The 26471-nt window shown below is 60.1% G+C and carries 24 protein-coding genes and 1 pseudogene; 12 read left to right on the forward strand and 13 right to left on the reverse strand.

The window, feature by feature from the left end; translation table 11 throughout:
* From dnaA to gyrB, 4 genes are read left to right on the forward strand one after another with little or no spacing between them, the layout of a single operon-like run.
* Entirely contained in the window at positions 1-1521 is a 1521-nt protein-coding gene (dnaA, locus tag PspS34_RS00005) for a chromosomal replication initiator protein DnaA (RefSeq protein ID WP_057712654.1), read from the forward strand.
* A 39-nt stretch (positions 1522-1560) separates the two neighbouring features.
* A complete protein-coding gene (gene dnaN / locus PspS34_RS00010; RefSeq protein ID WP_154860843.1) occupies positions 1561-2664 on the forward strand; it encodes a DNA polymerase III subunit beta in 1104 nt (367 codons plus the stop codon).
* 20 nt (positions 2665-2684) lie between these two features.
* Positions 2685-3788: a DNA replication/repair protein RecF gene (gene recF / locus PspS34_RS00015; RefSeq protein ID WP_007969883.1), complete on the forward strand. Its 1104-nt coding sequence runs from the start codon at positions 2685-2687 to the stop codon at positions 3786-3788.
* A 5-nt stretch (positions 3789-3793) separates the two neighbouring features.
* Positions 3794-6211, forward strand: a complete 2418-nt coding sequence (gene gyrB, locus PspS34_RS00020) for a DNA topoisomerase (ATP-hydrolyzing) subunit B (protein ID WP_102669486.1) — start codon at positions 3794-3796, stop codon at positions 6209-6211.
* Between the two features lie 60 nt (positions 6212-6271).
* Here the strand turns inward: gyrB and PspS34_RS00025 are convergent.
* The 5 genes and pseudogenes from PspS34_RS00025 to glyQ form a co-directional block, all read right to left on the reverse strand.
* Positions 6272-6513 (reverse strand): annotated as a pseudogene (locus PspS34_RS00025) (helix-turn-helix domain-containing protein); the annotation flags it as partial.
* Positions 6514-6771: 258 nt separating this feature from the next.
* Complete coding sequence (locus PspS34_RS00030; protein ID WP_057712652.1) at positions 6772-7551, reverse strand: lysophospholipid acyltransferase family protein; 780 nt, start codon at positions 7549-7551, stop codon at positions 6772-6774.
* A gap of 83 nt (positions 7552-7634) precedes the next feature.
* Positions 7635-8174: a D-glycero-beta-D-manno-heptose 1,7-bisphosphate 7-phosphatase gene (gene gmhB / locus PspS34_RS00035; RefSeq protein ID WP_167362881.1), complete on the reverse strand. Its 540-nt coding sequence runs from the start codon at positions 8172-8174 to the stop codon at positions 7635-7637.
* A gap of 4 nt (positions 8175-8178) precedes the next feature.
* Entirely contained in the window at positions 8179-10233 is a 2055-nt protein-coding gene (gene glyS / locus PspS34_RS00040) for a glycine--tRNA ligase subunit beta (RefSeq protein WP_057712650.1), read from the reverse strand.
* Positions 10230-11183, reverse strand: coding sequence for a glycine--tRNA ligase subunit alpha (gene glyQ / locus PspS34_RS00045; RefSeq protein WP_003187265.1), 954 nt, complete (start codon positions 11181-11183; stop codon positions 10230-10232). The genes glyS and glyQ overlap by 4 nt, the downstream gene beginning before the upstream one ends.
* A gap of 81 nt (positions 11184-11264) precedes the next feature.
* Between glyQ and tag the strand changes: the two genes are divergently transcribed.
* The 3 genes from tag to PspS34_RS00060 all read left to right on the forward strand — a co-directional run bounded on the left by tag (position 11265) and on the right by PspS34_RS00060 (position 13151).
* Positions 11265-11822, forward strand: a complete 558-nt coding sequence (gene tag, locus PspS34_RS00050; protein WP_057712649.1) for a DNA-3-methyladenine glycosylase I — start codon at positions 11265-11267, stop codon at positions 11820-11822.
* A gap of 40 nt (positions 11823-11862) precedes the next feature.
* Positions 11863-12750, forward strand: coding sequence for a lysophospholipid acyltransferase (locus PspS34_RS00055; protein ID WP_057712648.1), 888 nt, complete (start codon positions 11863-11865; stop codon positions 12748-12750).
* Positions 12751-12911: 161 nt separating this feature from the next.
* Complete coding sequence (locus tag PspS34_RS00060; protein WP_154860842.1) at positions 12912-13151, forward strand: PilZ domain-containing protein; 240 nt, start codon at positions 12912-12914, stop codon at positions 13149-13151.
* A gap of 1 nt (position 13152) precedes the next feature.
* Here the strand turns inward: PspS34_RS00060 and PspS34_RS00065 are convergent, their stop codons facing one another.
* The 5 genes from PspS34_RS00065 to def all read right to left on the reverse strand — a co-directional run bounded on the left by PspS34_RS00065 (position 13153) and on the right by def (position 17866).
* The gene (locus PspS34_RS00065; RefSeq protein WP_154860841.1) at positions 13153-13467 is read right to left on the reverse strand and encodes a tetratricopeptide repeat protein; all 315 of its coding nucleotides are present in this window, start codon (positions 13465-13467) and stop codon (positions 13153-13155) included.
* 157 nt (positions 13468-13624) lie between these two features.
* A complete protein-coding gene (gene trkA / locus PspS34_RS00070; protein ID WP_057712646.1) occupies positions 13625-15001 on the reverse strand; it encodes a Trk system potassium transporter TrkA in 1377 nt (458 codons plus the stop codon).
* Positions 15002-15023: 22 nt separating this feature from the next.
* Complete coding sequence (rsmB, locus tag PspS34_RS00075) at positions 15024-16334, reverse strand: 16S rRNA (cytosine(967)-C(5))-methyltransferase RsmB (RefSeq protein WP_090452281.1); 1311 nt, start codon at positions 16332-16334, stop codon at positions 15024-15026.
* The gene (fmt, locus tag PspS34_RS00080; RefSeq protein WP_154860840.1) at positions 16331-17290 is read right to left on the reverse strand and encodes a methionyl-tRNA formyltransferase; all 960 of its coding nucleotides are present in this window, start codon (positions 17288-17290) and stop codon (positions 16331-16333) included. The genes rsmB and fmt overlap by 4 nt, the downstream gene beginning before the upstream one ends.
* A gap of 69 nt (positions 17291-17359) precedes the next feature.
* On the reverse strand, positions 17360-17866 hold the full coding sequence (gene def / locus PspS34_RS00085; RefSeq protein ID WP_150812665.1) for a peptide deformylase: 507 nt from the start codon (positions 17864-17866) through the stop codon (positions 17360-17362).
* Between the two features lie 170 nt (positions 17867-18036).
* On the opposite strand from def, the gene PspS34_RS00090 reads away from it, so the two are divergent.
* From PspS34_RS00090 to PspS34_RS00100, 3 genes are all read left to right on the forward strand, one after another.
* Complete coding sequence (locus PspS34_RS00090; RefSeq protein WP_150812664.1) at positions 18037-18861, forward strand: peptidoglycan-binding protein; 825 nt, start codon at positions 18037-18039, stop codon at positions 18859-18861.
* An 81-nt stretch (positions 18862-18942) separates the two neighbouring features.
* A complete protein-coding gene (gene dprA, locus PspS34_RS00095; protein WP_154860839.1) occupies positions 18943-20049 on the forward strand; it encodes a DNA-processing protein DprA in 1107 nt (368 codons plus the stop codon).
* 54 nt (positions 20050-20103) lie between these two features.
* A complete protein-coding gene (locus tag PspS34_RS00100) occupies positions 20104-20661 on the forward strand; it encodes an L-threonylcarbamoyladenylate synthase (RefSeq protein ID WP_057712640.1) in 558 nt (185 codons plus the stop codon).
* Between the two features lie 98 nt (positions 20662-20759).
* Here the strand turns inward: PspS34_RS00100 and PspS34_RS00105 are convergent, their stop codons facing one another.
* A complete protein-coding gene (locus PspS34_RS00105) occupies positions 20760-21737 on the reverse strand; it encodes an NADPH:quinone reductase (RefSeq protein WP_154860838.1) in 978 nt (325 codons plus the stop codon).
* Between the two features lie 163 nt (positions 21738-21900).
* On the opposite strand from PspS34_RS00105, the gene hemF reads away from it, so the two are divergent.
* Positions 21901-22815, forward strand: a complete 915-nt coding sequence (gene hemF / locus PspS34_RS00110) for an oxygen-dependent coproporphyrinogen oxidase (protein WP_057716534.1) — start codon at positions 21901-21903, stop codon at positions 22813-22815.
* A 13-nt stretch (positions 22816-22828) separates the two neighbouring features.
* Positions 22829-23650: a shikimate dehydrogenase gene (gene aroE, locus PspS34_RS00115; protein ID WP_090452288.1), complete on the forward strand. Its 822-nt coding sequence runs from the start codon at positions 22829-22831 to the stop codon at positions 23648-23650.
* A 107-nt stretch (positions 23651-23757) separates the two neighbouring features.
* On the opposite strand, the gene PspS34_RS00120 is transcribed toward aroE, so the two are convergent.
* A complete protein-coding gene (locus PspS34_RS00120) occupies positions 23758-25326 on the reverse strand; it encodes a SulP family inorganic anion transporter (protein ID WP_057712637.1) in 1569 nt (522 codons plus the stop codon).
* Between the two features lie 220 nt (positions 25327-25546).
* Positions 25547-26467: a choline ABC transporter substrate-binding protein gene (gene choX / locus PspS34_RS00125; RefSeq protein WP_154860837.1), complete on the reverse strand. Its 921-nt coding sequence runs from the start codon at positions 26465-26467 to the stop codon at positions 25547-25549.
* Positions 26468-26471: the final 4 nt, after the last annotated feature.

The raw sequence follows: 26471 nt of genomic DNA on the forward strand, positions 1-26471 counted from the left end.
GTGTCAGTGGAACTTTGGCAGCAGTGCGTGGAGCTTCTGCGCGATGAGCTGCCTGCCCAACAATTCAACACTTGGATCCGTCCACTACAGGTCGAAGCCGAAGGCGACGAGTTGCGTGTGTATGCACCCAATCGTTTTGTTCTGGACTGGGTCAACGAAAAGTACCTGGGGCGTGTTCTCGAATTGCTCGATGAGCACGGCAATGGCATGGCGCCTGCGCTTTCCTTATTAATAGGCAGCAAACGCAGTTCGGCACCCCGTGCCGCGCCAAACGCTCCCCTGGCTGCTGCGGCTTCCCAGGCCCAGGCTGCTCAAGCACCCGTCAGTCCGCCGCCGGCACCTGCCGCCGTGTCGACCAAGCGTGCGACGCAAAAAGTGGCTGAAGTCTCCGAGGAAGAACCTTCCCGTGACAGCTTTGACCCGATGGCCGGAGCCAGTTCGCAACAGGCACCTGTGCGCGCCGAGCAACGTACCGTGCAGGTCGAAGGCGCGCTCAAGCACACCAGTTACCTGAACCGCACCTTTACCTTCGAGAATTTCGTTGAAGGTAAATCCAACCAGCTGGCGCGCGCCGCTGCCTGGCAGGTGGCAGACAACCCCAAGCACGGTTACAACCCACTCTTCCTTTATGGTGGCGTCGGCCTGGGTAAAACCCACTTGATGCACGCTGTGGGTAACCATCTATTAAAGAAGAACCCGAATGCCAAGGTGGTGTACCTGCATTCCGAGCGTTTCGTGGCGGACATGGTCAAGGCCCTGCAATTGAACGCGATCAACGAGTTCAAACGCTTCTACCGTTCGGTGGATGCGTTGCTGATCGATGACATTCAGTTCTTCGCCCGCAAGGAGCGTTCCCAGGAAGAGTTTTTCCACACCTTCAACGCCTTGCTCGAAGGTGGGCAGCAGGTCATTCTCACCAGTGACCGCTACCCGAAGGAAATCGAAGGCCTTGAAGAACGCCTCAAATCCCGTTTTGGCTGGGGCCTGACCGTAGCGGTCGAGCCGCCGGAGCTGGAAACCCGCGTGGCGATCCTGATGAAGAAGGCCGATCAGGCCAAAGTCGAGTTGCCTCACGACGCCGCGTTCTTCATTGCCCAACGCATTCGCTCCAACGTCCGTGAGCTGGAAGGCGCGCTCAAGCGCGTGATCGCCCACTCGCACTTCATGGGCCGCGATATCACCATCGAGCTGATTCGCGAATCCCTTAAGGACTTGTTGGCGTTGCAGGATAAACTGGTCTCTGTGGATAACATTCAGCGCACTGTCGCCGAGTACTACAAGATCAAGATCTCCGACTTGCTGTCCAAACGCCGTTCGCGTTCGGTCGCTCGTCCGCGTCAGGTCGCCATGGCGTTGTCCAAGGAACTGACCAACCACAGCCTGCCGGAAATCGGCGATGTGTTTGGCGGCCGCGACCATACGACGGTCTTGCACGCGTGCCGCAAGATCAACGAACTTAAGGAATCCGACGCGGACATCCGCGAGGACTACAAGAACCTGCTGCGTACACTGACCACTTGATGAACACCAGCGCAGCTAATTAAGGCAAGGGACTAGACCATGCATTTCACCATTCAACGCGAAGCCCTGTTGAAACCCCTGCAACTGGTCGCAGGCGTCGTCGAACGCCGACAGACCTTGCCGGTACTTTCCAACGTGCTGCTGGTTGTCGAAGGCCAGCAATTGTCGCTGACCGGTACCGACCTGGAAGTCGAGCTGGTCGGTCGTGTTCAACTCGAAGAGCCGGCGGATCCGGGTTCCATCACCGTGCCGGCGCGCAAGCTGATGGACATCTGCAAAAGCCTGCCGAACGATGCGCTGATCGACATCAAGGTCGACGAGCAGAAGCTTGTGGTCAAGGCTGGCCGTAGCCGCTTCACCCTGTCGACACTGCCGGCCAACGACTTCCCTACCGTGGAAGAAGGCCCGGGTTCGCTGACCTGCAGCCTGGAGCAAAGCAAGCTGCGTCGTCTGATCGAACGCACCAGCTTCGCCATGGCCCAGCAGGACGTGCGTTACTACCTCAACGGCATGCTGTTGGAAGTCTCTGCTGGCGTCATCCGCGCGGTAGCCACCGACGGTCACCGTCTGGCCATGTGCTCGATGCAGGCCGATATCGGCCTGCCGGATCGTCATCAGGTTATCGTGCCGCGCAAAGGTATCCTCGAACTGGCTCGCCTGCTCACCGAGCCGGACGGCAATGTCAGCATCGTGCTGGGTCAGCATCACATCCGCGCCACCACCGGTGAGTTCACCTTCACCTCGAAGCTGGTTGACGGAAAATTCCCGGACTACGAGCGAGTTCTGCCTAAAGGCGGCGACAAGCTGGTTCTTGGTGATCGTCAGGCTCTGCGCGAAGCGTTCAGCCGTACCGCCATTCTGTCCAACGAGAAGTACCGTGGTATCCGTCTGCAACTGGCCAGCGGTCAGCTGAAGATCCAGGCGAACAACCCGGAGCAGGAAGAAGCGGAAGAAGAAGTGGGCGTTGAATATAACGGCGGCTCTCTGGAAATCGGCTTCAACGTGAGCTACCTGCTCGACGTACTGGGCGTGATGACCACCGAGCAGGTTCGTCTGATCCTGTCCGACTCCAACAGCAGCGCGCTGGTGCAGGAATCGGATAACGACGACTCGGCCTACGTTGTCATGCCGATGCGTCTGTAATCATGTTTAGCAGAAGCTAGATGTCCTTAAGTCGCGTCTCGGTCACCGCGGTGCGCAATCTGCACCCGGTGACCTTCTCCCCCTCCCCCCGCATCAATATTCTTTACGGCGCCAACGGCAGCGGCAAAACCAGTGTTCTGGAAGCCATCCATCTGCTGGGGCTTGCCCGTTCGTTTCGCAGCACCCGTCTGTTGCCGGTCATTCAATACGAACAGCTTGCCTGTACGGTATTTGGCCAGGTTGAACTGGCGGAGGGTGGGCATAGCGCCTTGGGCATCTCACGGGATCGCCAAGGGGAATTCCAGATCCGTATCGATGGGCAGAATGCTCGCAGCGCCGCGCAACTGGCCGAGATCTTGCCACTGCAACTGATCAATCCGGATAGCTTTCGATTGCTGGAAGGCGCGCCGAAGATTCGCCGACAGTTTCTCGACTGGGGTGTGTTCCACGTGGAACCGCGCTTCATGTCAACCTGGCAGCGCTTGCAGAAGGCCCTGCGCCAGAGAAACTCTTGGCTGCGGCATGGTACACTTGACGCCGTTTCGCAAGCGGTTTGGGACAGGGAACTGTGCCAGGCCAGCGCTGAAATCGATGAATACCGCCGCGCTTATATCAAAGCCTTGAAACCAGTCTTTGAACAAACCTTGAGCGAACTGGTTGAGCTTGAAGGCTTGACGCTCAGCTATTACCGCGGCTGGGACAAGGACCGTGAACTGAGTGCTGTGCTCGCCGGGTCTCTTCAGCGGGACCAGCAAATGGGACATACCCAGGCCGGACCACAACGCGCTGATTTGCGGCTCAGACTGGGTGCGCACAACGCCGCGGACATCTTGTCCCGAGGCCAGCAGAAGTTGGTGGTTTGCGCATTACGGATTGCCCAAGGGCACTTGGTCAGCCAGGCTCGACGCGGTCAGTGTATTTATCTGGTGGATGACTTGCCGTCCGAACTGGACGAGCACCACCGTCGCGCCCTTTGCCGCTTGTTGGAAGACTTACGCTGCCAGGTATTTATCACCTGTGTAGATCACGAATTATTGAGGGAAGGCTGGCAGACGGAAACGCCAGTCGCTCTGTTCCACGTGGAACAGGGCCGTATCACCCAGACCCACGACCATCGGGAGTGAAGGCATTGAGCGAAGAAAATACGTACGACTCAACGAGCATTAAAGTGCTGAAAGGCCTGGATGCCGTACGCAAACGTCCCGGTATGTATATTGGCGACACCGACGATGGCAGCGGTCTGCACCACATGGTGTTCGAGGTGGTCGACAACTCGATCGACGAAGCGCTCGCCGGCTACTGCGACGACATCAGCATCATCATCCACCCGGATGAGTCCATCACCGTTCGCGACAACGGCCGTGGCATCCCGGTAGACGTACACAAGGAAGAAGGCGTTTCGGCAGCCGAGGTCATCATGACCGTACTGCACGCCGGCGGTAAGTTCGACGACAACTCCTACAAGGTTTCCGGCGGTCTGCACGGTGTGGGTGTGTCGGTAGTTAACGCCCTGTCGGAAGAGCTCGTCCTGACCGTTCGCCGTAGCGGCAAGATCTGGGAACAGACTTACGTCCACGGTGTTCCGCAAGAGCCGATGAAAATCGTTGGCGACAGCGAAACCACCGGTACGCAGATCCACTTCAAGGCTTCCAGCGAAACCTTCAAGAACATCCACTTCAGCTGGGACATCCTGGCCAAGCGGATTCGTGAACTGTCCTTCCTCAACTCCGGTGTCGGTATCGTCCTCAAGGACGAGCGCAGCGGCAAGGAAGAACTGTTCAAATACGAAGGCGGCCTGCGTGCGTTCGTTGAATACCTGAACACCAACAAGACCCCGGTCAACCAGGTGTTCCACTTCAACGTCCAGCGTGAAGACGGCATCGGCGTGGAAATTGCCCTGCAGTGGAACGACAGCTTCAACGAGAACCTGTTGTGCTTCACCAACAACATTCCACAGCGCGATGGCGGTACTCACCTGGTGGGTTTCCGTTCCGCACTGACGCGTAACCTGAACACCTACATCGAAGCAGAAGGCCTGGCGAAGAAGCACAAAGTCGCCACTACCGGTGACGATGCCCGTGAAGGCCTGACCGCGATCATTTCGGTAAAAGTGCCGGATCCGAAGTTCAGCTCCCAGACCAAAGACAAGTTGGTGTCTTCCGAAGTGAAGACCGCGGTCGAACAGGAAATGGGCAAGTACTTCTCCGACTTCCTGCTGGAAAACCCGAACGAAGCCAAGCTGGTCGTCGGCAAGATGATCGACGCGGCCCGTGCCCGTGAAGCGGCACGTAAAGCCCGTGAGATGACCCGCCGCAAAGGCGCGCTGGACATCGCAGGCCTGCCGGGCAAACTGGCCGACTGCCAGGAAAAGGACCCTGCCCTGTCCGAACTGTACCTCGTGGAAGGTGACTCCGCGGGCGGCTCTGCCAAGCAGGGGCGTAACCGCAAGACCCAGGCGATTCTGCCCCTCAAGGGTAAAATCCTGAACGTCGAGAAGGCACGCTTCGACAAGATGATCTCTTCCCAGGAAGTGGGCACCTTGATTACTGCGCTGGGCTGCGGCATCGGTCGCGAAGAGTACAACATCGACAAGTTGCGCTATCACAACATCATCATCATGACCGATGCTGACGTCGACGGTTCGCACATCCGTACCCTGCTGCTGACCTTCTTCTTCCGTCAGCTGCCGGAGCTGATCGAGCGTGGCTACATCTACATCGCTCAGCCGCCGCTGTACAAAGTGAAGAAAGGCAAGCAAGAGCAATACATCAAAGACGACGACGCCATGGAAGAGTACATGACGCAGTCGGCCCTGGAAGATGCGAGCCTGCACCTGAACGAGGAGGCACCGGGTATCTCCGGCGAAGCCCTCGAGCGTCTGGTGAATGACTTCCGTCTGGTGATGAAGACCCTCAAGCGTCTGTCGCGCCTGTACCCACAGGAACTGACTGAGCACTTCATCTACCTGCCGGCTGTCAGCATGGATCAGTTGTCCGATCATGCAGCGATGCAGGACTGGCTGGCCCAGTACGAAGTGCGTCTGCGTACTGTCGAGAAGTCGGGTCTGGTCTACAAGGCGAGCCTGCGTGAAGACCGTGAGCGTGGCGTGTGGCTGCCAGAGGTTGAACTGATCTCCCACGGCCTGTCGAACTACGTCACCTTCAACCGCGACTTCTTCGGCAGCAACGACTACAAGACCGTCGTTTCCCTGGGCGCTCAACTGAGCACCCTGCTCGACGATGGCGCGTACATCCAGCGTGGCGAACGCCGTAAGTCGGTCACCGAGTTCAAGGAAGCCCTGGACTGGCTGATGGCCGAAAGCACCAAGCGCCACACCATTCAGCGATACAAAGGTCTGGGCGAGATGAACCCGGACCAGCTGTGGGAAACCACCATGGACCCAAGCGTGCGTCGCATGCTGAAAGTGACTATCGAAGACGCCATTGGCGCGGACCAGATCTTCAACACCCTGATGGGTGATGCGGTCGAACCACGTCGTGACTTCATCGAAAGCAATGCCCTGGCGGTGTCCAACCTGGACTTCTGATCCCGGTCGACCCCAACGAAAAGGCCAATGCATTTGCATTGGCCTTTTTTTGCCCGCGTTTTACTCGCTCGCCGGTGCCACACTCTCCAACCGATACCCATAAATCGTCAGCAACTGCCAACTGCCAACTGCCAACTGCCAACTGCCAACTGCCAACCGCGATCCGCGGTCAGCCCAAGCTTGTTGCGCAGGCGATAGATGTGAGTATCTAGCGGCCGGGACGAGGACACTTCTTCATGGGGCCAGAATCGTTCGTACAGGTAATCCCGCGACCAGGCGCTGCCCATCGCGCAGCTGAAGATCGAACTGTTCAGCCAATACCGACGCTTTTCTTCCACCGAAGGTATCGATGGCGTGGGGGGTGGGATTATCGATGGTCAAAGCCGTTGTGGATGGGCATAAAAAAACCGGCTATATCCGCCGGTTTTTTTACGTCCAAAAAAAACTTATGCACGTTTTTATGGTTTTTATCATTCTAAGAAATATGTAAAAAAATCATAATGTTACGTACAAAAAACGACGCTTTTCAATGAAACGGTACACAGGTTATCCACAGAATCTCAGACAACCACCTGATCGTTTGAAACCGGCGCTTGTGGAGCCGGTGGCAGTGAGCCCATTTCCCGTTGCATCTGCTCGTTCCACGCCTGGACCCGGTCGTTCAATTCAGCAATGGCTCGCGGTCCGGTGCCAGCGGCATACATCGGCTCACCAATGATCACAGTGATGACGCCCTGCTTCTTCGCCCAACCGGTTTTCGGCCAGAACTTGCCTGCGTTGTGCGCAATCGGCAGCACCGGCAATTCGGCGTTGACCGCCAAGGCACTGCCACCGCGCGAGAACTTTCCGACGGTGCCGAAAGGAACGCGCGTGCCTTCGGGGAAGATCAGCACCCAGACATTGTCCTTGAGCAACTCATCACCTTTTTGAGCCACATGCTTGAGTGCTGCTTTCGGGTTGTCGCGATCGATGGCGATCGGTCGCAGCATGGCCATGGCCCAACCGAAGAACGGCACATAGAGCAACTCACGTTTGAGCACCTGGCTCAGCGGTGAGAAGTAGGCGGAGAGAAAAAACGTCTCCCAGGTACTCTGATGGTTCGATTGAATCACGCACGGCCGTTCAGGTACGTTCTCGGCACCCTTCACTTCGTAGCGAATACCAAGGAACACTTTGCTCAGCCACAGGGCACAACGGCACCAATACACGTTGATGAAGCGATAACGTGCCTTGAAGGGCAGAAACGGCGCGATAAAAAAACTCAGGCTGCACCACAGCAATGAGCTGGTGCCCAGCAGCAGGTAAAAGAGGAAGGTTCTGATGGCCTGCAATATCGACATGGTGACGTTTACCGTTGCGGGAATTGCCCGCCTGTATAAAGCGCACTCCTGATGGGTCCTTTATCAGGAATTTCAGAAGCACTCTAATTGTGGATAAGTTCTGCGGCAATCGCCGCCAGATCGTCAAAAATCAATGTGCCAACCGGAAGGGTCTTGCCCAAAGTCTTTTCGCCTTTCCCGGTCTTTACCAAAACTGGCTGTGAATCGACGGCTTTGGCGGCTTCCAGGTCACCAAGGCTGTCGCCGACGAACCAGAGATCGGTCAGCGACACGTTGTAATGAGCGGCGATGGTTTTCAACATCCCGGGTTTCGGCTTGCGGCAATCGCAGCCTTCGTCCGGCCCATGCGGGCAGTAGACGATCAGGCCGACTTCACCACCCTGCTCCGCCACCAACGCGCGCAAGCGCTCGTGCATGGCATTGAGGGTGGCAAGGTCGTAATAGCCGCGAGCGATGCCCGACTGGTTGGTAGCGACGGCTACCGTCCAGCCAGCCTTGCTCAACTGCGCGATGGCTTCGATCGATCCGGGGAGTGGAATCCACTCCTCCACCGACTTGATGTAAGCGTCGGAGTCGTAATTGATCACTCCGTCCCGATCGAGAATCAGCAGTTTCAACAGCAGTCCCTCAACCCAGCAGCGAAATGTCGGCGACGCCGAGGAACAACCCACGCAGACGTGCCAGCAACGCATAACGGTTGGCGCGGACCTTTGCGTCCTCCGCATTGACCATCACGGCTTCGAAGAACGCATCCACCGGCTCGCGCAGTGCCGCCAGGCGTGCCAGCGATTCGCTGTACTGACGGGTCGCAGCCATTGGCTGCACCGCTTGATCCGCTTGCTGGATCGCCGAGTACAGGGAGAACTCGGCGGCGTTGTCGAAGTACTTGGCTTCGACGGTGGTCGGCATGCTGCCTTCGAGTTTGCTCAGCAAGTTCGATACGCGCTTGTTCACCGCGGCCAGTGCAGCGGCTTCCGGCAATTTGCGGAACGCTTCCACCGCTTGTACGCGCTGATCGAAATCCAGGGCCGAACCCGGTTTCAGGGCACGTACCGACAGGTAGGTGGCAACATCCACGCCTTCGTCTTCGTAACGGGCACGCAGACGGTCGAAGATGAACTCCAGCACCGAATCAGCCAGGCCGGCAGCCTTGACCTTGCTGCCGAACGAGTTGACGGCGAAGGCCACGGCGTCGGTCAGGTCGAGGTCGAGCTTCTTGTCGATCAGGATCCGCAGCACGCCGAGCGCGGCACGGCGCAGAGCATACGGGTCTTTGCTACCGGTGGGCAGCATGCCGACACCGAAGATCCCGACCAGGGTGTCGAGCTTGTCGGCGATCGCCACGGCCGCACCGGTCAGGGTGGTCGGCAGTTCAGCGCCGGCACCGCGCGGCATGTATTGCTCATTCAGCGCCAGCGCGACATCTTCCGGCTCGCCATCGTTGAGGGCGTAGTAGTAACCGGCGACACCTTGCATCTCCGGGAACTCACCGACCATCTCGGTCGCCAGATCACACTTGGACAGCAGGCCGGCACGCGCCGCCCATTGAGCGTTACCACCAATGTGTGGAGCGATGAACGCGGCCAGCCTGGATACGCGTTCGGCCTTGTCGTAGACGCTGCCGAGTTTTTCCTGGAACACCACGTTTTGCAGGCGCAGGTTGAAGTCTTCGAGCTTTTGCTTCTTGTCTTGCTTGAAGAAGAACTCTGCGTCGGTCAGGCGTGGGCGAACCACTTTCTCGTTACCGGCGATGATCTGCTGTGGGTCCTTGCTCTCGATGTTGGCCACGGTAATGAAACGTGGCAGCAACTTGCCGTCGGCGTCCAGCAGGCAGAAGTACTTCTGGTTGTCCTGCATGGTGGTGATCAGGGCTTCCTGCGGCACGTCGAGGAAGCGCTCCTCGAACGAGCACACCAGCGGCACCGGCCATTCGACCAGCGCGGTCACTTCATCGAGCAGCGCTGGAGGAACGATTGCCGTGCCTTCCTGACGGGTGGCCAGCTCTTCGGTGCGCTTGCTGATGATCTCGCGACGCTCGTTGGCGTCGGCCAAAACGTAGGCGGCACGCAGGTCGGCCAGGTAGCTGGACGGCGAACCGATGCGCACGTTTTCCGGGTGATGGAAGCGGTGGCCACGGGAATCGCGGCCGGCCTTCTGGGCGAGGATGGTGCAGTCGATGACCTGGTCACCGAGCAGCATCACCAGCCACTGGGTCGGACGAACGAATTCTTCCTTGCGCGCGCCCCAACGCATGCGTTTCGGGATCGGCAGGTCGTTCAGCGAATCTTCGACGATGGTCGGCAGCAGGCTCGCAGTCGCCTTGCCGGCGATGCTCTGGCTGTAGCGCAGTTTCGGGCCGCTCTGATCGATTTCGCTCAGCTCGACGCCGCACTTCTTGGCGAAGCCCAATGCTGCCTGGGTCGGGTTGCCTTCAGCATCGAACGCGGCCTGACGCGGCGGGCCGTCGAGGTTGATGCTGCGATCCGGCTGCTGGGTGGCCAGTGCGGTGATCAGCACGGCCAGGCGGCGCGGAGCGGCATAAACGGTTTTGCTCTCGTAGTTCAGGCCGGCAGCTTGCAGGCCCTTGTCGATACCGGCGAGGAACGCCTCGGCCAGGGTGTTCAGGGCTTTGGGTGGCAGTTCTTCAGTGCCCAGTTCAACCAGAAAATCCAGAGCACTCATTGTGCAGCCTCCAGCTTGGCCAGTACTTCATCACGCAGGTCCGGGGTCGCCATCGGGAAGCCCAGCTTGGCGCGAGCCAGCAGGTAGGCTTGCGCAACGGAACGCGCCAGGGTGCGTACACGCAGGATGTATTGCTGACGCGCGGTCACCGAGATCGCCCGGCGCGCATCCAGCAGGTTGAAGGTGTGGGAAGCCTTCAACACCATTTCGTAGCTCGGCAACGGCAGCGGCTGGTCGAGTTCGATCAGGCGCTTGGCTTCGCTTTCGTAGAAATCGAACAGTTCGAACAGCTTGTCGACATTGGCGTGTTCGAAGTTGTAAGTGGACTGCTCCACTTCGTTCTGGTGGAACACGTCGCCGTAGGTCACTTTGCCGAACGGACCGTCAGCCCACACCAGGTCGTAGACCGAGTCCACGCCTTGCAGGTACATGGCCAGACGTTCGAGGCCGTAGGTGATCTCGCCGGTCACCGGGTAGCACTCGATGCCGCCCGCTTGCTGGAAGTAGGTGAACTGGGTCACTTCCATGCCGTTGAGCCAGACTTCCCAGCCCAGACCCCAGGCGCCGAGGGTCGGCGATTCCCAGTTGTCTTCGACGAAGCGAATGTCGTGGACCAGCGGGTCCAGGCCAACGTGCTTGAGAGAGCCCAGGTACAGTTCCTGGAAGTTGTCCGGGTTCGGCTTCAGGACCACCTGGAACTGGTAGTAGTGCTGCAGACGGTTCGGGTTTTCACCGTAACGGCCGTCAGTCGGACGGCGGCTTGGCTGCACGTAGGCGGCGTTCCAGGTTTCCGGGCCGATGGCGCGCAGGAATGTTGCGGTGTGGAAAGTGCCGGCGCCTACTTCCATATCGTAGGGCTGAAGTACCACACAACCTTGCTCGGCCCAGTATTGCTGGAGGGCGAGGATCAAGTCTTGGAAGGTACGCACGGCTGGCGTAGGCTGGCTCACGAAATTCACCTGTTTCTTGGGCTGCGATTTAAAGAGCGGGAGTATACCCGATTCATTGCTGCGCACGCCCCCTGGAGCCTTATGCCACGCTGCTTTTGGTGTTCCGAAGATCCGCTGTACATGGCTTATCACGATCAGGAGTGGGGCACGCCGCTACGGGATGCGCAGGGATTGTTCGAGTTGCTTTTGCTCGAAGGGTTCCAGGCCGGGCTTTCCTGGATCACCGTGCTGCGCAAGCGCGAGCGTTATCGCGAAGTTTTGTTCGGCTTCGACGTGCAGCGCGTGGCGCAGATGAGCGATGCCGAAATCGACGAGCTGATGCTCGATCCCGGCATCATCCGCAACCGACTCAAGCTCAACGCGGCCCGGCGCAATGCCCAGGCCTGGCTGGCGCTGGAGGATCCGGTGGCGTTTCTATGGTCATTCGTCGGCGGCACGCCTGTGATCAATCATTTCAAGGATCGCAGCGAAGTCCCGGCCGTGACGCCGACTGCCGTGGAAATGAGCAAAGGCTTGAAAAAGGCCGGTTTCACGTTCGTCGGGCCGACCATCTGCTACGCGCTGATGCAGGCCTCGGGCATGGTCATGGATCACACCCGCGATTGCGACCGCTACGCGCAGCTGGCGAACGGCGGTTAGAATGGCCGCCTCGCGCACAGCACAAGATCAGGAGTGACCTGTGGATAAGTTTAAAGGCGCCTTGCTGGTAGGCGCTCTGCGGCTGTTTGCCCTGCTTCCGTGGTGGGCCGTGCAGGCCGTGGGCTCGGCGATTGGCTGGGTTATGTGGAAAACCCCGAACCGTTCCCGCGACGTGGTACGGATCAATCTGTCCAAGTGCTTTCCGGACATGGACCCCGCCGAGCGTGAACGCCTGGTGGGCCAGAGCCTGAAAGACATCGGCAAGTCCCTGACCGAGAGTGCCTGCGCCTGGATCTGGCCGGCCCAGCGCTCCATTGACCTGGTTCGCGAAGTCGAAGGCCTCGACGTATTGAAGGACGCCCTTGCCTCCGGCAAAGGCGTGGTCGGCATCACCAGCCACCTGGGCAACTGGGAAGTGCTCAATCACTTCTATTGCAGCCAGTGCAAACCGATCATTTTCTACCGCCCGCCGAAATTGAAGGCAGTGGATGAGTTGCTGCAAAAGCAGCGGGTGCAATTGGGTAACAAGGTCGCGGCTTCCACCAAGGAAGGCATCCTCAGTGTCATCAAGGAAGTGCGCAAAGGTGGTGCAGTGGGCATTCCCGCTGACCCGGAACCGTCCGAATCCGCCGGGATCTTCGTGCCGTTCTTCGCCACTCAGGCACTGACCAGCAAGTTCGTACCGAACATGCTGGCTGGCGGCAAAGCAGTTGGCGTATTCCTGCACGCCCTGCGCCTGCCGGACGGTTCGGGCTACAAAGTGATCCTTGAAGCCGCGCCAGAGGCCATGTACAGCACCGATACGGCAGAATCCTGTGCGGCCATGAGCCAAGTGGTCGAGCGCTATGTGCGGGCGTACCCGAGCCAGTACATGTGGAGCATGAAGCGCTTCAAGAAGCGCCCACCGGGTGAAGAGCGTTGGTACTGACTGACTTGGCACGCTCTGTGGATAACCTGTAGGAGCGAGCTTGCTCGCGATGGACGTTAACGATGATGTGGGCTGCCAGGTTGAACGCGGCACCCTGGCATCCATCGCGAGCAAGCTCGCTCCTGCACGTATCCACAACCGTTCATCAAGGGCGCAAAAAGATGTCCGAACACCGCAAATCATTTCGCATCAAGATCAGCCACGAAAGCATCGGCGATTGCCTGGGCCAGACGCGCAACCTGTCGACCACCGGCGTCTACGTCAAGCATCCGAAACTGTCGGCGCTGCCCCGGGGGGCGGTGGTTTACGGTCAGGTGCAGGGCTTACCCACAGGCGCGCCGCGGGTGCGCATGGAAGTGGTGCAGGTGGACGCCGAGGGCATCGGTTTGCGTTATCTCTGAGTCAGTGCGCCTGACGCTCGAGCTTCTTCAGGAACACCGTCATTTCCTTCTCGGCCTGCTTGTCGCCATGGGCGCGAGCGGCTTCCAGGCCTTGCTCCCAAGCCTGCCGCGCGGCCGCAAAGTCCGCCAGCGCCAGATGGGCCTTGCCCAGTAGTTTCCACGCCGCCGAATACTTCGGATCGAATTCGACGCAGCGCTGGAAATGCTCCGCCGCCTTGGCGTTTTCCCCCAGATCCAGATAGCCCTTGCCCAGGCCGAAGCGCAGCAAAGCGTTATCCACACCCTTGGCGAGCATTTTTTCCAGGGATTCGATCATCGGTGGATTCCTTGCCTGAGGCATGTCATGGGTTGATTTACTGTAGGCGCGAGCTTGCTCGCGATGAACCTGACAGCGACGCGGGGTGTCTGGTTTCCAGCATTATCGTTGACGACCATCGCGAGCAGGGCCCGCTCCTGCAAAGGCAGGCCCCGTATCAGAAGAAGCTCAGCCCCACATGGAACAACTTCTCTACATCGCGAATATGCTTTTTATCCACAAGGAACAGAATCACATGGTCGCCCGCTTCGATCACGGTGTCGTCATGGGCGATGATCACTTCTTCGTCGCGGATGATTGCACCGATGGTGGTGCCTGGCGGCAGGCCAATGTTCTCGATGGCCTTGCCGATCACCTTGCTCGATTTCGCATCGCCATGGGCAATCGCCTCGATGGCCTCCGCCGCACCCCGGCGCAGTGAATGCACGCTGACGATGTCGCCACGGCGCACGTGGGCCAGCAATGTGCCGATGGTCGCCAGTTGCGGGCTGATGGCGATGTCGATGTCGCCGCCCTGGATCAGATCGACATAAGCCGGGTTGTTGATGATGGACATCACCTTCTTCGCGCCCAGGCGCTTGGCCAGCAACGACGACATGATGTTGGCTTCGTCGTCGTTGGTCAGGGCCAGGAAAAGGTCAGCGTCGGCGATGTTCTCTTCCATCAGCAGGTCGCGGTCCGAAGCGCTGCCCTGCAACACCACCGTGCTGTCCAGTGTGTCGGAGAGATGACGGCAGCGTACAGGGTTCATCTCGATGATTTTCACCTGATAACGGCTTTCGATGGCCTCGGCCAGACGCTCGCCAATCTGCCCGCCACCGGCGATGACGATGCGTTTATAGGTTTCGTCGAGACGGCGCATTTCGCTCATCACCGCACGAATGTTCGCCTTGGCGGCGATAAAAAATACTTCGTCGTCGGCCTCGATCACCGTGTCGCCCTGGGGCAGGATCGGCCGGTCACGACGGAAAATCGCCGCAACGCGGGTTTCCACGTTCGGCATGTGTTCACGCAACTGCCGCAGTTGCTGGCCCACCAGCGGCCCGCCGTAGTACGCCCGCACCGCCACCAATTGCGCCTTGCCTTCGGCGAAGTCGATCACCTGCAAGGCACCGGGGTGCTGGATCAGGCGCTTGATGTAGTTGGTGACCACTTGTTCCGGGCTGATCAGCACGTCCACCGGAATCGCTTCGTTCTGGAACAACTGCTCTTCGCGGGTCAGGTACGCGGCTTCGCGAACCCGGGCGATCTTGGTCGGGGTGTGGAACAGGGTATGGGCGACCTGACAGGCGACCATGTTGGTTTCGTCGCTGTTGGTCACCGCGACCAGCATGTCGGCGTCATCGGCTCCAGCCTGGCGCAACACGGTCGGGAATGAGCCACGACCTTGTACCGTGCGGATGTCCAGGCGGTCACCAAGGTCGCGCAGGCGTTCGCCATCGGTGTCGACCACAGTAATATCGTTGGCTTCGCTGGCCAGGTGTTCCGCCAGCGAACCGCCGACTTGCCCTGCACCGAGGATGATGATTTTCATCCAGTCACTCCATTGAATCCATTTAACCGCGCGCGGCGGCGATCTTGATCAGCTTGGCGTAGTAGAAGCCATCGTGGCCACCTTCCTGGGCCAGCAACTGGCGACCATGGGGCTGCTTGATGCCAGCCGCCGTGGCGAGGTCCAGTTCCCGGGCACCCGGCGTGCGGGCGAGGAAGGCTTCGATGACCTCGGTGTTCTCGGTCGGCAGCGTGGAACAGGTGGCGTACAGCAGGATGCCGCCGACCTCCAGGGTTTTCCACATGGCATCGAGCAACTCGCCCTGCAGCAGCGCCAGCGCGACGATGTCGTCGGGTTGGCGGGTCAGTTTGATATCCGGGTGACGACGAATCACACCGGTGGCCGAACATGGCGCGTCCAGCAGGATGCGCTGGAACGGCTTGCCGTCCCACCACGCCTGAGTGTCGCGGCCGTCGGCGGCAATCAGTTCGGCGCTCAGTTTCAGGCGTTCGAGGTTTTCCCGCACCCGCACCAGCCGCTTGGCTTCCAGGTCTACCGCCACGACGCCGGCCAGTTTTGGCTCGGCTTCGAGGATGTGGCAGGTCTTGCCACCTGGTGCACAGCAAGCGTCGAGCACCCGTTGGCCCGGCGCGAGGTCGAGCAGATCGGCAGCCAGTTGCGCGGCTTCGTCTTGCACGCTGATCCAGCCCTCGGCGAAACCCGGCAGGCTGCGCACATCGGCGGCGGCGTCAAGCACGATGCCGTCGCGGCTGTAGACACACGGCGTGGCGGCAATTCCCGCGTCAGTCAGCAAACCGAGGTAGGCATCACGGGTGTGATGGCGACGGTTGACCCGCAGGATCATAGGCGGATGCGCATTGTTCGCCGCACAAATGGCTTCCCATTGATCTGGCCAGAACGCTTTCAAAGATTTCTGCAGCCAGCGTGGGTGAGCGGTGCGCACCACCGGATCACGTTCCAACTCGGCGAAAATCGTTTCGCTTTCGCGCTGAGCATTACGCAGCACAGCGTTGAGCAGCGCTTTGGCCCAGGGTTTTTTCAGCTTGTCGGCGCAACCGACGGTTTCACCAATGGCGGCATGGGCCGGGACACGGGTGTAGAGCAACTGATAGAGACCGACCAGCAACAGCGCCTCGACATCGGCGTCGGCAGCCTTGAACGGCTTCTGCAGCAGCTTGGCCGCCAACGCCGACAAACGTGGCTGCCAGCGCGCGGTGCCGAACGCCAGGTCCTGGGTAAAGCCGCGATCACGGTCCTCGACCTTGTCCAACTGCGTAGGCAGCGAACTGTTGAGCGAGGCTTTTCCGTTCAGGACGGCAGCGAGTGCCTTGGCGGCGGCCAGACGCGGATTCATTGAGCGTCCGCCACTTGGCCGAGGACAGTGCCGGTGGCGAATTTCTCGCGACGGCTGTTGAACAGATCGCTGAAGTTCAGCGCCTTGCCGCCGGGCAATTGCAGACGGGTCAGGCACAAGGCCTGCTCGCCGCACGCGACGATAAGACCGTCCTTGCTGGCGCCGAGGATTTCACCCGGGGCGCCTTTGCCTTCGGCGAGGTTTGCGGCCAGTACTTTCAGGGCTTCGCCGTTCAAGGTGCTGTGGGTAATCGGCCACGGGTTGAAGGCACGGACCAGACGCTCCAGCTCAACCGCCGGGCGACTCCAGTCGATGCGTGCTTCGTCCTTGTTCAATTTGTGCGCATAGGTAGCGAGGCTGTCGTCCTGCACTTCGCCCTCCAGGGTTCCGGCGGCGAGGCCGGCAATCGCCTGGACTACAGCCGGCGGGCCCATTTCGGCCAGGCGATCGTGCAGGCTGCCGCCGGTATCTTCGGCGCTGATCGGCGTGGTGACCTTGAGCAGCATCGGCCCGGTGTCGAGGCCGGCTTCCATGCGCATCACGGTGACGCCACTTTCGGCGTCGCCCGCCTCCACGGCGCGCTGGATCGGTGCCGCGCCCCGCCAGCGTGGCAGCAGTGAGGCGTGGCTGTTGATGCAACCCAGGCGCGGAATATCCAGCACCACTTGCGGCAGGATCAGGCCGTAGGCGACCACCACCATCAAGTCCGGCTTCAGTGCAGCCAGTTCAGTCTGAGCATCTTCGTTGCGCAGAGTGGGCGGTTGCAGCACCGGGATATTGTTCTCCAGAGCAAGCTGTTTGACCGGGCTCGGCATCAGTTTTTGCCCGCGACCGGCCGGACGATCCGGTTGGGTGTAGACCGCGACGATCTCGTAAGGGCTGCTCAGCAGGGCCTTGAGGTGTTCAGCGGCGAATTCCGGGGTGCCGGCAAAGACGATGCGCAGTGGCTCAGTCATGGGTGTTCTCTATTGCAAAGCATCTTGAAAAGAAAAAGGCTTGCCGCAGCAAGCCTTTGAAGGAGGGCATCAAGCGTTTTGGCGATGCTGTTTTTCCAGCTTCTTCTTGATGCGGTCGCGTTTGAGCGTCGACAGGTAATCGACGAACAATTTGCCGTTGAGGTGGTCGCATTCATGCTGGATGCACACCGCGAGCAGGCCTTCGGCGATCAGTTCGTAGGGTTGGCCATCGCGGTCCAGCGCCTTGACCTTGACCCTTTGCGGGCGATCGACGTTTTCATAGAAGCCGGGTACCGAAAGGCAGCCTTCCTGGTATTGCTCCATCTCGTCGGTCAGGGGTTCGAACTCGGGGTTGATGAACACTCGCGGTTCGGTGCGGTCTTCGGAGAGGTCCATCACGACGATACGTTTGTGCACGTTGACCTGGGTAGCGGCGAGGCCGATGCCAGGCGCTTCATACATTGTTTCAAACATGTCGTCGACCAACTGACGCACTTCGTCGTCCACTACGGCCACTGGCTTGGCGATAGTGCGCAGACGCGGATCAGGGAATTCGAGGATGTTTAAAATGGCCATAAGCTTGATAAGTGCACGTGTGAAGTAAGGTCGGGTCGATGGCCTGGCGGTCCGAAGAGGCAGGCTACCGTTGTAAAACGTAGCTCCCTTTTGTTGACAAGCAAGCCGGGAGCGAGCCACTGACGGCTCTGGCGTTTCACGCGAATGCACATAATAAAGGGATTCACCGCATGAGGAAATCACTACTCGCCCTGCTGCTCCTGGCTTCGGCAGGTTGGGCGTACGGGCAAGGGCAGCTTCGGGAAGAGATTCCCACCATAAAGCTGTCGCCTCAGGTTCGCAGCAGCCCGGTGACCGAGGCTATCCCCAGCATTGCTCTGAAGTCGATCAACAGCTTTCTGCTGAGCAACCGCATCGTCGACAAGGCCGAGGAATTCGACAAGGCGCCTTACATCGTCGCTGGTGATTCCGAACGGGTGCTCAGCGGCGCGGGTGACCGCATCTTTGCCCGTGGCCATTTCGATCCGGCACAACCAGCGTACGGTATCTTCCGCCAAGGCAAGGTCTACACCGATCCGCAGAGCAAGGAAATTCTGGGGATCAACGCCGACGATATCGGCGGCGGCGATGTCGTGGCCATCGAAGGTGACGTTGCCACCCTGGAGTTGCTGCGCACGACTCAGGAGGTCCGCCTCGGCGATCGCTTGTTCAGCGGTGAAGAGCGCGCGATCAACTCGACCTTCACGCCCAGCGCACCGAGCCACGAAATCAACGGTTTGATCATCGATGTACCGCGTGGGGTCACGCAGATTGGCGAGTTGGATGTGGTAACGCTGAACAAGGGTCAGCGCGACGGTCTGGCCGAAGGCAATCTGCTGGCGGTAATGAAAACCGGTGAAACCGTAAGGGACCGGATCACTGGCCAGCCGTTGAAAATTCCCGATGAGCGCGCCGGTTTGCTGATGGTTTTCCGTACCTACGACAAGCTCAGTTATGGGCTGGTGCTCAGCGCCTCGCGCTCACTGTCGGTGATGGACAAGGTACGAAATCCGTAAGAGTGCTTCACAAGTTACCAACAGAGTTATCCACAGCTTATTCCCGTTTGTACGGGTGCTCATAACGATCAAGGATGATCCATGTCGATGCCTACTGTTACACCGGTTTCCCCCGCGGAACTGGAAGCTCGATTACGTCTGCACCGTTTGCCGGAACTCGGTCCTGCGCGTTTCAAGAAACTGCTCGAAGCCTTCGGTTCGGCATCCAAAGCCATCAGCGCGCCAGCCAGTGCCTGGCGCGCGCTGGGTTTGCCACTGGCCTGTTCCGAGGCCAGGCGTAGCACTGAGATCCGTGACGGCGCCAGTCATGCATTGGCCTGGCTGGAGCGCCCGGCCCAACATTTACTGATGTGGGACCAACCGGACTACCCGGCACTGCTGGCACAAATCAGCGATGCACCACCGCTGTTATTTGTCGCGGGCGATCCGGGCATTCTGGAAAAACCACAACTGGCGATGGTCGGCAGCCGTCGCGCTTCCCGGCCAGGAATGGACACCGCTGCCGCGTTTTCCCGCAGCCTGGCGGGTGCCGGTTTTGTCATTACCAGCGGCCTGGCCCTGGGTATTGACGCCGCCGCGCACCAGGCCGCGCTCGACGTCGGCGGGCAAACGGTCGGTGTGCTCGGCACGGGGCTCGAGAAGTTTTATCCACAGCGAAATAGACGCCTGGCGGACGCCATGATCGCTTCGGGCAGCGCAGTGCTTTCGGAGTTTCCGCTGGATGCAGGTCCCAGCGCCAGTAACTTCCCACGGCGCAATCGCATTATCAGTGGTTTGTCCCTCGGAGTGCTGGTGGTAGAAGCCAGTGTCGCCAGCGGTTCACTGATCACCGCGAGGCTGGCGGCGGAACAGGGGCGCGAGGTGTTTGCGATGCCCGGGTCGATCCATCACCCCGGCGCCCGCGGCTGTCATCAGTTGATTCGGGACGGTGCGGTGCTGGTGGAAACCATCGAACATATCCTCGAAGCCTTGCGCGGTTGGCAACGACTGTCGTTATCCACAGAAACCTGCCCCCCTGCGACGACTCACCCACTGCTGAAACTGCTGCATGCCGCGCCTCACACCAGTGAAGCGCTGGCCGACGCAAGCGGCTGGGCCTTGCCGAAAGTGCTGGCGGCGTTGACGGAACTGGAAATGGATGGCCGCGCCGTGTGCGAAAACGGGCGCTGGTTTGCACGGGTGAGCTAGGTTTTATAAACAAGATCGGTAAACTGCGCAGAGCCTTAGTCTGGAGTGTTTTTCATGGTCAACAGTTGGCGTGTGCAACAAGCCGCGCAAGCAATTCGCGCCGGGGCGGTGATTGCCTACCCAACCGAAGCAGTCTGGGGCCTGGGTTGCGACCCGTGGGACATCGATGCGGTGGAGCGTCTGCTGCTGATCAAGGGCCGCTCTGTGGAAAAGGGGCTGATTCTGGTCGCCGACAACATCCGTCAGTTCGATTTCCTCTTCGAAGACTTCCCCGAGTTGTGGATGGACCGCATGGCCAGTACCTGGCCTGGTCCGAACACCTGGCTGGTGCCGCACCAGAACCTGCTGCCGGAGTGGATTACCGGCGTGCATGAAACCGTGGCGCTGCGGGTCAGCGATCACCCGCTGGTGCGGGATTTGTGCGCGCTGGTCGGGCCGCTGGTGTCGACGTCGGCCAATCCGCAGGGGCGCCCGGCGGCACGTACGCGGATTCGCGTCGAACAGTATTTCCGTGGCCAGGTGGATCTGGTGCTGGGCGGAAACCTGGGCGGACGCAAGAACCCGAGCGTGATTCGCGATCTGGCGACCGGCAGGGTTGTGCGCCCCGATTGAGACCGAGTTGACCCCTTCGCGAGCAAGCCCGCTCCCACAGGGGATTTGTATTCGACACAGAAACCCTGTGGGAGCGAGCTTGCTCGCGATGGCGTCAGTCAGGGCAACAGGACAACCGAACCTGTCGTGCGCCGCGCCGACAACTCGGTCTGCGCCTTCGCCGCGTCAGCCAGTGGATAACGCTGGCTGATGTCCACGGTCAGCTTGCCGCCGATGATCATCTCGAACAACTCGTCGGCCATGCGTTGCAGGTTTTCGGCGTTGTTCGCATAAGTGCCCAGGGTTGGCCGGGTCACGTACAGCGAGCCTTTCCCCGCCAGGATCCCCAGGTTCACGCCGTCGACCGCGCCGGACGCATTGCCGAAACTCACTACCAGCCCACGCGGCGCGACGCTGTCGAGTGAAGTCAGCCAGGTGTCCTTGCCAACGCCGTCGTACACCACCGGGACTTTTTTGCCGTCGGTCAATTCCAGCACACGTTGCGCGACATTTTCATGGCTGTAATCGATGGTCGCCCAGGCACCGTTGGCCTTGGCCAGCGCGGCTTTCTCCGCCGAGCTGACAGTGCCGATCAGCTTCACGCCCAAGGCCTTGGCCCATTGGCAGGCCAGGGAACCGACCCCACCGGCCGCGGCATGGAACAGGATGGTTTCGCCACCCTTGAGTTCATAAGTCTGACGCAGCAGGTATTGCACGGTCAGGCCCTTGAGCATGACGCCAGCGGCCTGTTCGAAGCTGATGGCGTCCGGCAGTTTCACCAGATTGGCTTCGGGTAAGACGTGAATATCGCTGTAGGCGCCCAGCGGCCCGCTGCCATAGGCCACGCGATCGCCGATCTTGAAGCGGGTCACGTCGCTGCCGACTGCCTCGACCACGCCCGCACCCTCTGAACCGACGCCCGACGGCAGGGACGGCGGTGGATACAAACCGCTGCGGTAGTAGGTGTCGATGAAGTTCAGGCCGATGGCCTTGTTGGTCACGCGTACTTCCTTCGGACCTGGCTCGGCGGGTTGGTAATCCACATATTCGAGCACTTCGGGGCCGCCATGGGCGCGGAACTGGATACGCTTTGCCATCAGAACTCTCCATAGGTCGTTTTACCAAGCTCCCTATCGGACTCCTAAGCTTGATCTTCGTCAACTGCGGCGGGGTGACTTGCGATGGTATGCTACGCGCCCATTTGCGCAGGCTGAGCTCCAATGGAGCGCCGCGTTGTTTTGCCCGATTCAAGGTGATGACATGACGACCCGCACCGAGGCCGTAAAAGCCTACCTGCTCGACCTGCAAGACCGTATTTGCGCCGCCCTGGAAGCCGAAGACGGTGGCACGCAATTCGTCGAAGACGCCTGGACCAGGCCGGCGGGCGGTGGCGGTCGCACCCGTGTGATAGAAAACGGCGCGGTGATTGAAAAGGGTGGCGTCAACTTTTCCCATGTCTTCGGCAGTGGTCTTCCACCGTCTGCCAGCGCCCATCGACCGGAACTGGCCGGCCGCGGCTTCGAAGCCCTCGGCGTGTCGCTGGTCATCCACCCGCACAACCCGCATGTGCCGACTTCCCACGCCAACGTGCGTTTTTTCATCGCCGAAAAAGAAGGTGAAGAGCCGGTCTGGTGGTTCGGTGGCGGCTTCGACCTGACCCCGTATTACGGCAACGAAGAAGACTGCATCCACTGGCACCGCGTGGCCGAGCAGGCCTGCGCGCCGTTCGGTCCGGACGTCTACCCGCGTTACAAGGCCTGGTGCGACAGCTACTTCCACATCAAGCATCGTCACGAGCCGCGTGGCATCGGCGGCCTGTTTTTCGACGACCTGAACGAGTGGGACTTCGACACCAGCTTCGCCTTCATGCGTGCTATCGGTGACGCGTACATCGACGCTTACCTGCCCATCGTGCAGCGCCGCAAGAACGATGCGTTCACCGCCAAGCAGCGTGAGTTCCAGGAGTTCCGCCGTGGCCGCTACGTTGAATTCAACCTGGTCTACGACCGTGGCACGTTGTTCGGCCTGCAATCGGGTGGGCGTACCGAGTCGATCTTGATGTCGCTGCCGCCGCAAGTGCGCTGGGGCTACGACTGGAAAGCCGAGCCTGGCAGTGAAGAAGCGCGTCTGACCGAGTACTTCCTGCAAGACCGCGATTGGTTGGCCGAAGCCTGAACGAGGAATCCTGATGGACCGTTATGTCGTATTCGGTAACCCGATTGGCCACAGCAAGTCGCCGCTGATCCATCGGCTGTTCGCCGAGCAGACCGCGCAGAAACTGGATTACAACACGCTGCTGGCGCCACTCGACGACTTTTCCACCTGTGCCCGGCGGTTTTTCCTCGAAGGACGCGGCGCCAACGTGACGGTGCCGTTCAAGGAAGAAGCCTATCGGCTGGCGAACAGCCTGACGGCGCGGGCACAACGGGCCGGAGCGGTGAACACCCTGAGCAAACTGGCCGATGGCAGTCTGCTGGGCGACAACACCGACGGTGCCGGGCTGGTGCGGGACCTGACGGTCAACGCCGGGTTCAGCCTCAAGGGCAAACGCATCCTGCTGCTCGGTGCTGGCGGTGCGGTGCGCGGTGCTTTGGAGCCATTGCTGGCCGAGCAACCGGCATCGGTGATCATCGCCAACCGCACGGTGGACAAGGCCGAGCTGCTGGCGGAACTGTTCTGCGATCTGGGGCCGATCTCGGCCAGCGGCTACGACTGGTTGCAGGAGTCGGTGGACTTGATCATCAACGCGACCTCGGCGAGCCTGACCGGTGATGTGCCGCCTATTGCCCCCAGTTTGATTGAGCCTGGCAAAACGGTGTGCTACGACATGATGTACGGCAAGGAACCGACCTCGTTCTGCCGCTGGGCCAGCGAACACGGGGCGGCGGTGTCGATGGATGGTTTGGGCATGCTAGCCGAGCAAGCGGCGGAAGCATTCTTCCTGTGGCGCGGCGTGCGCCCGGATACGGCGCCGGTGCTGGCTGAGTTGCGTCGACAGTTGGCCTTGTAACCTACTGTAGGAGCGAGCTTGCTCGCGAAAAACCTGAGGGCATCTGTTTTTGCGCGTAATCGTTCACGACCTTCGCGAGCTAGCTCGCTCCTACAGTGAGTGGTATTTCAGTCCTCAAACCGGATCGGGCATTTCTCCGCCCCTTCCAGCTTCCTCAACTCTTCCACCACCTGCGGTCGGGCCCGGCGCAAGGTGAGGCTGCGATCTTGACGCAGTAGCCGCCGCGCTTCCTGGTGCAGCATTTCCACCCCAGAGTAATCGATGAAGTTGATCTGCTGCGCCTCGATCACCACGCGCGCGCCGTGCATGCGTTGCAGGCGTACTTGCAGGTAATGGCTGGCGCCGAAAAAAATCGAGCCCCCCACCCGCAGAATGTCTTCCTCGCCATCTCGCACATGCTGCACCCGTGGTTGCGATGTGCGTTTGAGGTAGAAAAAAAGCGAGGCCAACACGCCGGCGTAGATCGCCGTCTGCAACTCCAGCAGCAGCGTGGCGACGCAGGTCAGCGCCATGACCACAAATTCGGCGCGGCTGACCCGCAACAACGCGCGAATGCCGCGATGGTCCACCAGTCCCCAGGCGATCAACAGAATGCTGCCGGCCATGGCTGGAATCGGGATGTGCGCGATCAGGCTAGCGCCGAATATCGCAAACAGCGCCACCCACAATGCCGAAAAAATCCCGGCCAGCGGCGAACAGGCCCCCGCTTCGTAGCTCAGGCCTGAGCGAGTGAAGGAGCCGGCCGACAGCGATCCGGAAAAAAACGCACCGACGATGTTCGACAAGCCCTGGGCGCGGACTTCCTGATTCGCGTCGAGTAATTGCTGCGAACGTGCCGAGATCGAGCGGGCGATCGACAGGCTGGTTACTAGCCCGAGCATACCGACCGCCACCGCGCTGGGCAGCAGGCGCAGGATCAGATCAAGGTCCAGGGGCAACGGACTGAAGGGCGGCAGTTTGCCGGTGAAGGCGCTTACCAGTTGCACATGGCCGAACATTGATGGCCAGAGCCAAACCAGCAAGCCGCCGAGAATCAGGGTGATCAAGAGCGTCGGCCAGCGTGGCAGCAGCAGTTTGAGGATCACGCCGACCACCACGGTCGCCAGACCCAGCGCCAGCGAAGGTTTGTCCATTTCGCCGAGATGGCGCAACAACGTGATGAAACTATCCAGCGCGGTGGCCTGGCTGGGCAAGTCCAGCCCCAGCAGGTTAGGCAATTGACCGATGGCAATCACAACGGCAGCACCCAGGGTGAAGCCGAGTACCACCGAGTGCGAGACGAAATTCACCAGCGCGCCGAACCGCAGCAAACCCAGCAGCCACTGAAAGATGCCGGCAAGAAACGTCAGCAACAGGATCAGCATGACGTAGTCCTGCGACGCTGGAACGGCCAGAGGACTGACACTGGCATACAGGACAATGGAGATGGCGGCCGTAGGACCGCAGATCAAATGCCACGACGAACCCCAGAGGCAGGCGATCAGAACGGGGATGATTGCGGCGTACAGGCCGTATTCCGGTGGCAGGCCGGCGATCAGTGCGTAGGCAATGGATTGCGGCAACGCGAGGATCGCGCCGCTGAGGCCGACGATCAGGTCGCGCCCGACACTGGCGCGGGTTTGCCGGGGTAGCCAGGTGAGGAAAGGGAAGAGTGAATGGCGGCTGGGAAGGGCCATGGGTCCTCTCGGGTGGGGATTTTGCGCAAGGGTAGCAGGACAAGGCGATCATTGTGGCGAGGGGGCTCGCCCCCGTTGGACGGCGCAGCCGTCCCAAAACCATTGAATGTGGTTTATCAGGTAGACCGCATTCAATGGTTTTACGATCGCTTCGCAATCGAACGGGGCGGTGCGGCGGTCCGACAAGCCCCCTCGCCACAAAGACCATATCGCCTCTGGTTTAGAGTTTGGCTTTGACCGCTGGCAAAGCATCCTTGCCATCCACTGTCTTCACCCCATCGAGCCATTTATCCAGCACGGCCGGGTTGGCCTTGATCCACGCCTTGGCCGCGTCGGCATTGCTGACCTTCTTGTTCACCACCTCGGCCATGATGCTGTTTTCCATCTCCTGAGTGAAACTCAGGTTGGTCAGCAGTTTGCCGACGTTCGGGCAGGCCTGTGCATAACCTTTTCGGGTCAGGGTATGCACGCTGCCGGTGTCACCGAAGTATTTCTCGCCACCCTTCAGATAGTGCATTTTCAGCTGCACGTTCATCGGGTGCGGGGTCCAGCCGAGGAAGGTCACGAATTTCTGTTTTTTCACCGCGCGGGACACTTCCGCCAGCATCGCCTGCTCGCTGGACTCGACCAGTTTCCACTGGCCCATGTCGAAATCGTTTTTCTTGATGATCTCTTGCAGTGAGATATTCGCCGGTGCACCGGAGCCGATGCCATAGATCTTGTGGTCGAACTTGTCGGCGTACTTGTTCAGGTCGGCAAAGTTATGCACACCCGCGTCCCACACGTAGTCCGGGACAGCGAGGGTGAATTCGGTGCCGTCGAGGTTCTTCGCCAGTTGTGTGACATCGCCGCTTGCGACGAATTTGTCGTAGAAGCCCTGCTGCGCCGGCATCCAGTTACCCAGGAACACATCGACCTGGCCGTCCTTCAACCCGCCAAAGGTGATCGGCACCGCGAGGGTGTCGACCTTGGCCTTGTAGCCCATGCCGTCCAGCAGAAACCCGGTGATGGCGTTGGTCGCGGCGATGTCGCTCCAGCCCGGGTCGGCCATCTTCACCGTCTCGCAACTCTGATCGGCAAACGCCGAGGCACTGCCCAGAGCCAGGAGCCCGACCGTCAGTACTGTGGATAACCTTTGCATGGAC

It is taken from the genome of Pseudomonas sp. S34, from assembly GCF_009866745.1.
Lineage (GTDB): Bacteria > Pseudomonadota > Gammaproteobacteria > Pseudomonadales > Pseudomonadaceae > Aquipseudomonas > Aquipseudomonas jessenii.

Bases quoted from the DNA above. Each gene is read 5' to 3' on its own strand.
- PspS34_RS00100 (WP_057712640.1), top strand. From the start codon at position 20,104: ATGGTCAACAGTTGGCGTGTGCAACAAGCCGCGCAAGCAATTCGCGCC.
- recF (WP_007969883.1), top strand. From the start codon at position 2,685: ATGTCCTTAAGTCGCGTCTCGGTCACCGCGGTGCGCAATCTGCACCCG.
- hemF (WP_057716534.1), top strand. From the start codon at position 21,901: ATGACGACCCGCACCGAGGCCGTAAAAGCCTACCTGCTCGACCTGCAA.
- trkA (WP_057712646.1), bottom strand. From the start codon at position 15,001: ATGAAAATCATCATCCTCGGTGCAGGGCAAGTCGGCGGTTCGCTGGCG.
- rsmB (WP_090452281.1), bottom strand. From the start codon at position 16,334: ATGAATCCGCGTCTGGCCGCCGCCAAGGCACTCGCTGCCGTCCTGAAC.
- aroE (WP_090452288.1), top strand. From the start codon at position 22,829: ATGGACCGTTATGTCGTATTCGGTAACCCGATTGGCCACAGCAAGTCG.
- PspS34_RS00105 (WP_154860838.1), bottom strand. From the start codon at position 21,737: ATGGCAAAGCGTATCCAGTTCCGCGCCCATGGCGGCCCCGAAGTGCTC.
- PspS34_RS00120 (WP_057712637.1), bottom strand. From the start codon at position 25,326: ATGGCCCTTCCCAGCCGCCATTCACTCTTCCCTTTCCTCACCTGGCTA.
- dprA (WP_154860839.1), top strand. From the start codon at position 18,943: ATGTCGATGCCTACTGTTACACCGGTTTCCCCCGCGGAACTGGAAGCT.
- PspS34_RS00030 (WP_057712652.1), bottom strand. From the start codon at position 7,551: ATGTCGATATTGCAGGCCATCAGAACCTTCCTCTTTTACCTGCTGCTG.
- choX (WP_154860837.1), bottom strand. From the start codon at position 26,467: ATGCAAAGGTTATCCACAGTACTGACGGTCGGGCTCCTGGCTCTGGGC.
- def (WP_150812665.1), bottom strand. From the start codon at position 17,866: ATGGCCATTTTAAACATCCTCGAATTCCCTGATCCGCGTCTGCGCACT.
- fmt (WP_154860840.1), bottom strand. From the start codon at position 17,290: ATGACTGAGCCACTGCGCATCGTCTTTGCCGGCACCCCGGAATTCGCC.
- tag (WP_057712649.1), top strand. From the start codon at position 11,265: ATGCCACGCTGCTTTTGGTGTTCCGAAGATCCGCTGTACATGGCTTAT.
- glyS (WP_057712650.1), bottom strand. From the start codon at position 10,233: ATGAGTGCTCTGGATTTTCTGGTTGAACTGGGCACTGAAGAACTGCCA.
- PspS34_RS00060 (WP_154860842.1), top strand. From the start codon at position 12,912: ATGTCCGAACACCGCAAATCATTTCGCATCAAGATCAGCCACGAAAGC.
- PspS34_RS00090 (WP_150812664.1), top strand. From the start codon at position 18,037: ATGAGGAAATCACTACTCGCCCTGCTGCTCCTGGCTTCGGCAGGTTGG.
- dnaN (WP_154860843.1), top strand. From the start codon at position 1,561: ATGCATTTCACCATTCAACGCGAAGCCCTGTTGAAACCCCTGCAACTG.
- PspS34_RS00065 (WP_154860841.1), bottom strand. From the start codon at position 13,467: ATGATCGAATCCCTGGAAAAAATGCTCGCCAAGGGTGTGGATAACGCT.